The sequence below is a fragment of the Streptomyces sp. NPDC006643 genome (assembly GCF_042870175.1).
Taxonomy (GTDB): Bacteria; Actinomycetota; Actinomycetes; order Streptomycetales; family Streptomycetaceae; genus Streptomyces.
In genome coordinates this window covers 18,782-27,171 of the sequence record NZ_JBIAHA010000045.1, presented here as the reverse complement: position 1 = coordinate 27,171, position 8,390 = coordinate 18,782, and the positions used below count along the sequence as shown (strand labels likewise).

Annotated in this window: 6 protein-coding genes; all 6 read left to right on the top strand. The window is 71.4% G+C overall.

Going from position 1 to position 8,390, the window contains the following annotated elements:
* On the top strand, nt 1-778 hold a 778-nt coding region (locus ACFYNU_RS37970; protein WP_388768631.1), incomplete at its 5' end, for an acyltransferase domain-containing protein.
* Nucleotides 771-1,892, top strand: a complete 1,122-nt coding sequence (locus ACFYNU_RS37965; protein WP_356596981.1) for a DNA alkylation repair protein — start codon at nt 771-773, stop codon at nt 1,890-1,892. The genes ACFYNU_RS37970 and ACFYNU_RS37965, both read left to right, overlap by 8 nt.
* The gene (locus ACFYNU_RS37960) at nt 1,889-5,929 is read left to right on the top strand and encodes an aminotransferase class I/II-fold pyridoxal phosphate-dependent enzyme (RefSeq protein ID WP_356596979.1); all 4,041 of its coding nucleotides are present in this window, start codon (nt 1,889-1,891) and stop codon (nt 5,927-5,929) included. The genes ACFYNU_RS37965 and ACFYNU_RS37960 overlap by 4 nt, the downstream gene beginning before the upstream one ends.
* Nucleotides 5,930-6,117: 188 nt before the next feature.
* The gene (locus tag ACFYNU_RS37955; RefSeq protein ID WP_356596977.1) at nt 6,118-6,426 is read left to right on the top strand and encodes a hypothetical protein; all 309 of its coding nucleotides are present in this window, start codon (nt 6,118-6,120) and stop codon (nt 6,424-6,426) included.
* Nucleotides 6,423-7,565, top strand: a complete 1,143-nt coding sequence (locus ACFYNU_RS37950; protein ID WP_356596975.1) for a class II histone deacetylase — start codon at nt 6,423-6,425, stop codon at nt 7,563-7,565. Before ACFYNU_RS37955 ends, ACFYNU_RS37950 begins: the two co-directional genes overlap by 4 nt.
* On the top strand, nt 7,562-8,371 hold the full coding sequence (locus ACFYNU_RS37945) for a thioesterase domain-containing protein (protein ID WP_356596973.1): 810 nt from the start codon (nt 7,562-7,564) through the stop codon (nt 8,369-8,371). Before ACFYNU_RS37950 ends, ACFYNU_RS37945 begins: the two co-directional genes overlap by 4 nt.
* Nucleotides 8,372-8,390: the final 19 nt, after the last annotated feature.

Here is an 8,390-nt window from a genome sequence, read left to right as displayed (position 1 = left end):
GGCGGTGCGTGGGCGGTTGATGGAGTCGCGGCCGGGTGTGGGTGCGATGGCGGTGGTGCATGCGGATGCGGAGGCTGTGCTGGCTGTGTTGGGTGCGTATCCGGGGGTGGAGATCGCGGCGTTCAACGCGCGTCGATCGGTGACGATCTCGGGTCCGGCGGACGCGGTGTCCGGTTTCTGTCAGGATTCCGGTCTGCGGACACAGCAGTTGACGGTCAGTCACGCGTTCCACTCGGCCTCGATGCAAGGCGCGGTCGAACCATTCGTCCAGGCGATCACCGAAAGGAGACTGGCAGCCCCGGTGATCGGCTTCGCTTCGACGGTGACCGGGGGGTGGCACACCGCCGAGACGGCCACCGACCCGGAGTACTGGGGACGCGCCATCCGCGAACCCGTCCGTTTCAGCCAGGCCGTCGCCGCGCTCAGTGAGATCGGTGTGGGATCGGTGTGGGAGATCGGCTCCCATCCCCAACTGACCTCGCTCGCCCGCGCGTCGTGGGGCGAGACCCAGCCCGTCTGGCTCAGCACGCTGCGCCGCGACCGCACCGACCAGGTCCAACTGCACGCCGCGCTCGCCGCGTACGTCAACCAGACCCCCGCCGACCTCAATTGGGCCGGGCTCCACCAAGGCACGGGCCGGCGTACCGCCACCATCCCCACCTACCCCTTCAACCGACAGCGGTTCTGGATCTCCTCCGGCCCGCCCGAGACCACGTCGAACCAGCAGCACGAGTCGAACCACAAGAACGAGACGAAGAGGCACCTGAACCATGGCTAGCGAATACGGACTCAAGCGACACTTCAACGGCGACGCGGCACGCCTGATCGGCGACAAGATCCAAGCCGCCCATCCCGAGTTCGACGTGGCGGACTACGCGGCAGAGGTCGAGTCGCGCATCCCCGGCAAAGAACTGAAGGACCGCGTCCTCGTCCTGGCCGAGGGCCTGCGTACGCGTCTGCCCGCCGACTACACCGACGCCCTGCCCATCCTCCTCACCGTCCTCGGCGACGAACTCGCCGAAGGGGAGGGCATGTTCAACTCCAGCTGGTTCCTGATGCCGGTCGCGCGATTCGTCGAGGAGTACGGCCTCGACCACCCCGACCAGTCACTCGACGCCATCGAGGAGATCACCAGGCGGCACACGGGCGAGTACGCGATCCGGCCCTACCTCGAACAGCACTACGCGCCGACGATGGAGCGCGTCGCGCTGTGGGCACAGAGCCCGAGCCACAATGTGCGGCGCCTGGCGACCGAGGGAATCCGCTCCCGGCTGCCCTGGGCCCGGACCCTGACCGTGTTCGTCAAGGACCCCCGGCCGGTCCTGGAGATCCTCGAACCACTGCGCAGCGACCCCTCCGAGTACGTGCGCAAGTCCGTCGCCAACAATCTCAACGACATCTCCAAGGACGCCCCCGAGCTCGCACTCGACACCGCGCTGCGCTGGCTGGCGGAGAGCCCCACCCCCGAGACCAACTGGATCGTCAAGCACGGGCTGCGCACCCTGGTGAAGAAGGGCGATCAGCAGGCCCTGGCCATTCTCGGGGCCACGGGCGGCGAGCACGTCCGCGTCCCCCGGCTGAGCATCACCCCGCAGACGGTGACCATCGGGGACACCCTCGTCATCAGCTTCGACATCGAGAACACCGACGGCCGTTCGCACAGCATCGCGGTCGACTACGTGGTGCACCACGTGCGCAAGAACGGACGCAGCATCCCGAAGGTCTTCAAGCTGACCACCCTCGAACTCGGCCCGGGGGAGCGGCGGTCCCTGGAGAAGACCCACGCGATCAAGGAGGTGCAGACCCGCAAGTACTACGCGGGTGAGCACACCGTCGAGATTCAGGTGAACGGTCTCGTCCAAGCCACCGAGAGATTCGGCCTACTCACATGAGCGGTGTCAGCTCGATTCTCAGCGCTGCCGATCCGTTGGTCTCCCACCACCGGATCGGCGGCATCCCGGTCCTGCCCGCCGCCGCGCAGATCGACGCCATGCTGTCCGCCTGGGACGCGGGGCGCCCCGACTGCTGGTGGACCTTGGAACAGATCGCCTTCCGGGCACCGCTGCTCGTCGCGGGCGCCGAGGCGCGGATCGAGGTCCACACGGCCGAGGACGGCGACTGCGCACTCCGTTCCGTACGGCCCGGACACGGCGTCCCCGTCGTGCACAGCACCGCCCGGGTCTCCGGCAGTCCGTTGCCGCCGCCCCACTATGTCGACGTGGCCGCGCTGCGGGCCGGGTGCACGGAGCGGATACCGCTGTCGGACGTGGCCGCATGGCGCGAGGCGAGCGGGATCGCGTACGGGCCGGCGTACCAGGTGATCCGCTCCGCGCACCGGGGCTCGGGCCGCATGCTGCTGATGCTGCGGGCCGGGGACGATGCGAGTACGGCGTCGGCTCCGCCCTTCGTACCGCCGGCGCTGCTCGACAGCGTCTTCCAGGCGCTCGGGATGCTCGACGCGGGCGCTGCCGGGGCGTGTCTGCCCTGGTACGTCGGGCGGCTCGTGGCCCGCCGCAGGATCTCCGGCACGGTGATCGCCCTGGTCGAGCGGGACGAGCCGGGCGACGCCGGGGGCAAGGGCGGCGCCGTGAAGGGGCGGGCCACGGTCTGCAACCAGCAGGGGGAGGTCCTGCTGGAACTGGACCGCATCACGCTCAAGGCCGCCAAGGTCCCGGCGTCCTCGGCGGCGCCCGCCGAATCCCGACCGACGAATCAACTGACGAACGAACCGACGAACCGACCGACGCAGAGACCGACGAACCCACCGACGAACCGCCCCACGCCCCAACTCGCACCCCAACCGGCGCCCCGTGCGGTCCCGTTGATCGAGACCGTCGTCTGGCGTGAGGCCGACCTCACCCCCGTACAACCGGCCGCCGCGCCGGAAGGGCCCGCGCTGATCGTGGCCCCGCACGCGCGCGGTCTCCGGGACGGTGACGTACATCTGACGCCCGAGCAGCTGTCCGCCGGGGGCCTCGACACGCTGCCCGACGACACCGCCTTCCGGGACGCCGTATATGTGGCGCCGCGCGGACCGAGCGGTGCGGCACAGGTCACGGAGGCCCTTCAAGCGGTCTTCGCGCTGGTACGCCGACTCGCTGCGCGCCCGCCGATGTCCGACCTGCTGATCGTCACCACCGCCGCACACCGGGTGGCGGCCGATGACATCGTCGACCCGTTCATGAGCGCCCTGTGGGGCCTCGGCCGTACGCTGCGCGTCGAGCATCCCCGGACCGCGATCCGGCTGATCGACATCGGCCCGGACGACGACGCCGACGCCGTCCTCAAGGAAGCACCCGCCCGGGACCGGCCGGAACTCGCCCTGCGCGACGGCGCCTGGTACGAGCCCTCCGTACAGCCGCAGCCCACGCACACCACCACCGACCGGCCGTCGCGACCAGTGAGATACGACGGCGGTCGTTTCCTGATCACCGGCGGCATGGGCGGGATCGGCCTGCGCGTCGCCGAGTCCCTCGCGGACGCGGGCTGCGCCCATCTGACCCTGGTCGGCCGCACCGTGCCGGACGAAGGAGCGGCTCGCGACCGCCTCGACCGGCTCGGGGCGCGCTGCGACCTCACGGTCCTGGCCGCGGACGTCCGCTCACTGCGCGAGAGCCTGGCCGGTGCCGCACGCTACGACGGGGTGTTCCACGCCGCCGGAGTCCTGCGCGACGGGCTGGCGCGCAGCCTGACGCCCGAGCAGGTGGACACCGTCCTCGGGCCCAAGATCGGCGGCGTACACGCGCTCACCGACCTGATGTCCGAGCACGAACAGCCGGGATTCGTCGCCCTGTTCTCGTCGGTCGCCGCCGTACGGGCGAATCTCGGCCAGAGCGCCTATGCCGCCGCCAACGCCTATCTGGAGGGCTACGCCGCCCGCCAACGCGCCGAAGGCCGGCCCTGGTACAGCCTCGGCTGGGGCCTGTGGACCGTCGGGATGGGGGAGTCCGTCGCGCCGAAGGCCGCCGCGCACGGCATCCCCGCCCTGACCGCCGATGACGGAATCGATCTGCTCCGTACGGTTCTGGACCGACCGCCCGCGCACTACGTCCTGTCCGCCGCCGCTCAAGCGAAGGATGCACCCATGACCGCTGTCACTCAGGAATCCGGACTCTGGCCGTCACTCACCCACGCGCTCACCAACGTCCTGCATCTCGACCGGGTGTCCGCCGACGACGACCTGTTGGAGCTGGGGCTCGACTCGATGATGGCGGTCGAGCTGGCTGCGGCGCTGACCGTCGACGGGCTCGACATCGACCCCATGGTCTTCTTCGAGCGCACCAACGTCGGCGCGCTGCTCGCCCACCTCGAATCGCTGCCGCGCACCGCCCCGGCCGCGGGGTCGGCCGCCGGGCCGCGCACCGCCCCGGCGTCCGCCCCCGTGCCCGTGCCCGTCCCCGCACGTGTCGCCGCCCCCGTCGCCGTCCCTGTTCCCGCGCCACAGGCACCGTTGGCGCCCGCCGCCCGTACGCCGCACATCGCGGTGCCGCAGCAGCCGACCCCGTCCGCCGCCGCCGACTCCTTCGTCCCCGACTGGGACCGCTTCAGGGACGCCGCGCCCGCCATGGCGCCCCCGCCGGTGTCACCGCGCCCCGCCCCGGCGGCCCGGCCCGCGCTCTCTGTCCCGGCTCCGGCCCCGGCCCCGGCCCTGACCCCGGCTCCGTCGCCGATTGCCGCCCCGGCCGCCGACCGTGTTCCGCGCCGGACCCTGCCGGGCCGGCTCGCCGACGCCCCCCACGGCAGGTTCCTCGACCGGCGCATCGACGCCCTGTCGACGGAGGACCGGCTGATCGTCGCCAAGGACGAGTACTTCTACGAGCCCGTCATCGAGGAGGCCACCGGCCCCCGTATCAAGTTCGACGGCCGCTGGTTCCTCAACTTCGCCTCCTACAGCTACCTCGGGCTCATCGGGCACGACTACATCGAGGACCAGGTCCTGCGCGCGGTGGAGCGGCACGGGACCGGCGCGCACGGGGTGCGGCTGCTGGCCGGCACCCTGCATCTGCACCGGGAACTGGAGCTGGCGCTCGCCCGCTTCCTCGGCACCGACGACGCCATCGTCTTCTCCAGCGGCTACATGGCGAACGTGGCGACGGTCGGCGCTCTCGTCGGCCCCGGCGACTTCGTCATCGGCGACGTCTACAACCACGCCAGCATCCTGGACGGCTACCGGCTGTCGGGCGCGACGGTCATCACCTACGCCCACAACGACCTCGCCGACCTGGAACGCGCCCTGCGCAAGGCCGGTGACGCGGGCCGGCTGGTCGTCACCGACGCGGTCTTCAGCATGGACGGGGACGTGGCCGATCTCCCGGGGATCGTGGAGCTGTGCGAGCGGTACGACGCTCCGCTGATGGTCGACGAGGCACACAGTCTGGGTGTCCTCGGCGACACCGGGCGCGGTATCACCGAGCACTTCGGCATCGATCCGGCACGGGTCGACGTCAAGATGGGCACGCTCTCCAAGACGGTGCCCAGCGCGGGCGGTTACGTCGCCGGGTCCAGCGACCTGATCTTCGCGCTGAAGAACAACGCGCGGGGCTGGATGTTCTCCGCCGCGGTGACTCCCGCCCAGGTGGCGGCGGCCAAGGCGGCGATAGAGGTGATGGAGGCCGCGCCTTCCCTCACCCGGGACACGCGGGCGAAGTCGGCCCGCTACCGCGAGCAGTTGCGCGCCCTGGGCTTCGACACCCTCGCCAGCGAGACACCGGTGGTGCCCATCATCTGCACCAGTGCCGATCAGGCGGGGACGATGGCCCGGCTCTGCCAGCAGGACGGGCTCTTCGTACAGCCGATCGTCTACCCGGCCGTGCCCAGGACGCTGCCCCGGCTGCGGACCATCGTCAACCTCAGTCACTCCGACGCCGATCTCGACGCGGCCGTCCTGACGCTGGAGAAGGCCGGCCGCGCGTGCGGTCTGATCCGCTGACCACCGGTCCGACGGAACGACCCACCCGAACACACCGGTCCGCCCGCACACCGGTCCGCCCGAACACACCGACCCGCCCGCACGCATTGGTCCACGGGAACAGCGCGGTCCACAGGTACGGACACACAGCACGCCAACCGCCAACCGCCGCACGCCAACCGCCGCATGGCAACGAGGGGGCATCGATCATGACCGACATCGACACCACGGCGTTCTTCGGAGCGATCCTGAAGACCATCGCCTCGACCCGCAACCACGGCACCGACAGGGACGAGTACGCGTCCGGCGTACTGGAGCCGACCGCACGGATCCGCGCGGTCGAGAAGGAGATCGGCGACCGGCGCCTGACACCCGCCGAGGCCGAGGAAGTGCTCGGTCTCCTGGGGACGACGCTGCGTACCAAGCACACGCCCGACGAGGAGCGCGAGTACTACCTCCAGTACATCGAGAAGGTCGCCGGCATAAGCCGGGCCTCGCTGAGTCTGTCCGGCTGGTGAGCACCTCCACCTCCCGTCTCGCCTGGTACAGCCACGAGATCTGCTTCTGGCACGACCCCGGTCCCGGATCGGGGTACGTGCCGGTCGGGCCGGGCGTCGAGCCGCTGCGCCAGTTCGCGGTCGACCCCGATCTCCGGCGTGCCGAGGGGCTGGTCAAGGCGTCCGGTGTGATGGACCGGTTCACCGGCCACACCCCGGCGCCCGCCTCGGACGAGGACCTGCTCCTCGTCCATGTCCCCGACCACATCGAGCGGGTAGAGGCGGCCTCGGCGGCCGGCGCCGGCGACGCGGGCGTGTACGCGTACGTCAACTATCACAGCGCGCAGGCGGCGAGGCTCGCCGTCGGCGCCTGCGTCCAGGCCGCGACGGGCGTACTGGAGGGCCGGTTCGACCGGGCCTACTGCCTGGTGAGGCCGCCGGGCCATCACGCGGAGCCGGACCGCGCGATGGCGCTGTGCCTCTACAACAACCTGGCGGTGGCCGCCCGCGCGGCCCAACGCCGGGGGGCGCGGCGCGTGTTGATCCTGGACTGGGACGTGCACCACGGCAACGGCATCCAGCGGACCTTCTACGAGGACCCCGACGTGCTGTACATCTCGGTGCACCAGGAAGGGCTGTTCCCGGCGGCCTCCGGCCTCGTGCTGGAGACCGGCGCGGGCGCCGGGGCGGGCAGCACGCTCAACGTGCCGCTGCCCGCCGGCTCCGGCCACGGCGCCTATCTCGCCGTGATGGACCGGATCGTGGAGCCCGCCGCCCGCGCCTTCCGTCCCGATCTGATCCTGGTGGCGGCGGGTGTCGACGCCAGCGGCCACGATCCGATGGGCCGGATGCTCTGCACCAGCCGCACCTTCCACACGATGACATCGACGATGTGCCGGCTCGCCGACGAACTGACGGGAGGCAAGGTCGTCTTCGCCCACGAGGGCGGCTACTCGGCGTGGTACCAACCGATGCTGGTACTGGGCACGGCCTGCGCGGTGGCCGGTCTGCCGGCTCCTCAGGACCCGTTCCTGCACTCGCTCGAACATCTGCCGGGCCAGCGCCTCCAACGCCACCAGGAGCGGGTGATCGCCCACCTGGAGGGCCATCACCCGCTGCTGGCCGCCCGCCCCGTGCCCGAGGCCGGAGTGCCGCGATGAGCGGCTGGTGGATGACGGTGGGCAACGGGGCGCGTCCGACGCCCGGCGGCGGGCGGGGGCCGCGGCCCCCCGCCCGGTTCCGGGTCGTGGCGCTCCCGCACGCCGGCGGGTGGCCGTCCGCGTTCCGCTCCTGGTGGCAGGTGCTGCCCGAGGACGTGGAGTGTGTCGTCGCCCAACTGCCCGGCCGGGGCACGCGGATCAACGAGCCGCTGGTGACCCGGGTCGAGCCGCTGGTCGACGCGCTCGTCCGCGGTCTGGCGGAGCTGGAGCCCCTGCCGTACGCCGTCGTCGGGCACAGCTTCGGCAGCGTGCTCGGATACGAGCTGACCCGGGCCATGGAGCGCAAGGGGCTGCCTCCCACCCTGCTGGCGGTGTCCGCGCGGCAGCCGCCGTGCTTCCCCAGCGAGCCGCCGTTCGCGCACCGCAGGACCGATACGGAACTGCTGGAGCATCTGACGGACATCGGCGGGATGTCTCCCGGGCTCGCGGACCGTACGGACCTCGTCCAGTCGTCGCTCCGGGCGATCCGCGCCGACCTGGAGGCGATGGAGACCTACCGGCGGCCACTGTCCGGTGTCCGGGTCCCCATCCTGGCGCTCGGCGCGGTCGACGACCCGGTCGTCGTCGACGAGCGGATGCACCTGTGGTCGCTGGAGACGTCCGGCGGCTTCAGCCGGCAGACGTTCACGGGCGGTCACTTCTACCTCTACACCCCCGCCAACGCGGCGGCCGTCGCCGCCCGCCTCGTCCCCGGCCCCGACCACTTCCGGTCGGAGCCGTTCCTGTCACACCCCCTCGCCCGATGACCGTATTCGGGCACCGATG

Excerpts from the sequence above, each read along its gene's own strand:
- ACFYNU_RS37960 (WP_356596979.1), top strand. The coding sequence starts at position 1,889 with ATGAGCGGTGTCAGCTCGATTCTCAGCGCTGCCGATCCGTTGGTCTCC.
- ACFYNU_RS37955 (WP_356596977.1), top strand. The coding sequence starts at position 6,118 with ATGACCGACATCGACACCACGGCGTTCTTCGGAGCGATCCTGAAGACC.
- ACFYNU_RS37945 (WP_356596973.1), top strand. The coding sequence starts at position 7,562 with ATGAGCGGCTGGTGGATGACGGTGGGCAACGGGGCGCGTCCGACGCCC.
- ACFYNU_RS37965 (WP_356596981.1), top strand. The coding sequence starts at position 771 with ATGGCTAGCGAATACGGACTCAAGCGACACTTCAACGGCGACGCGGCA.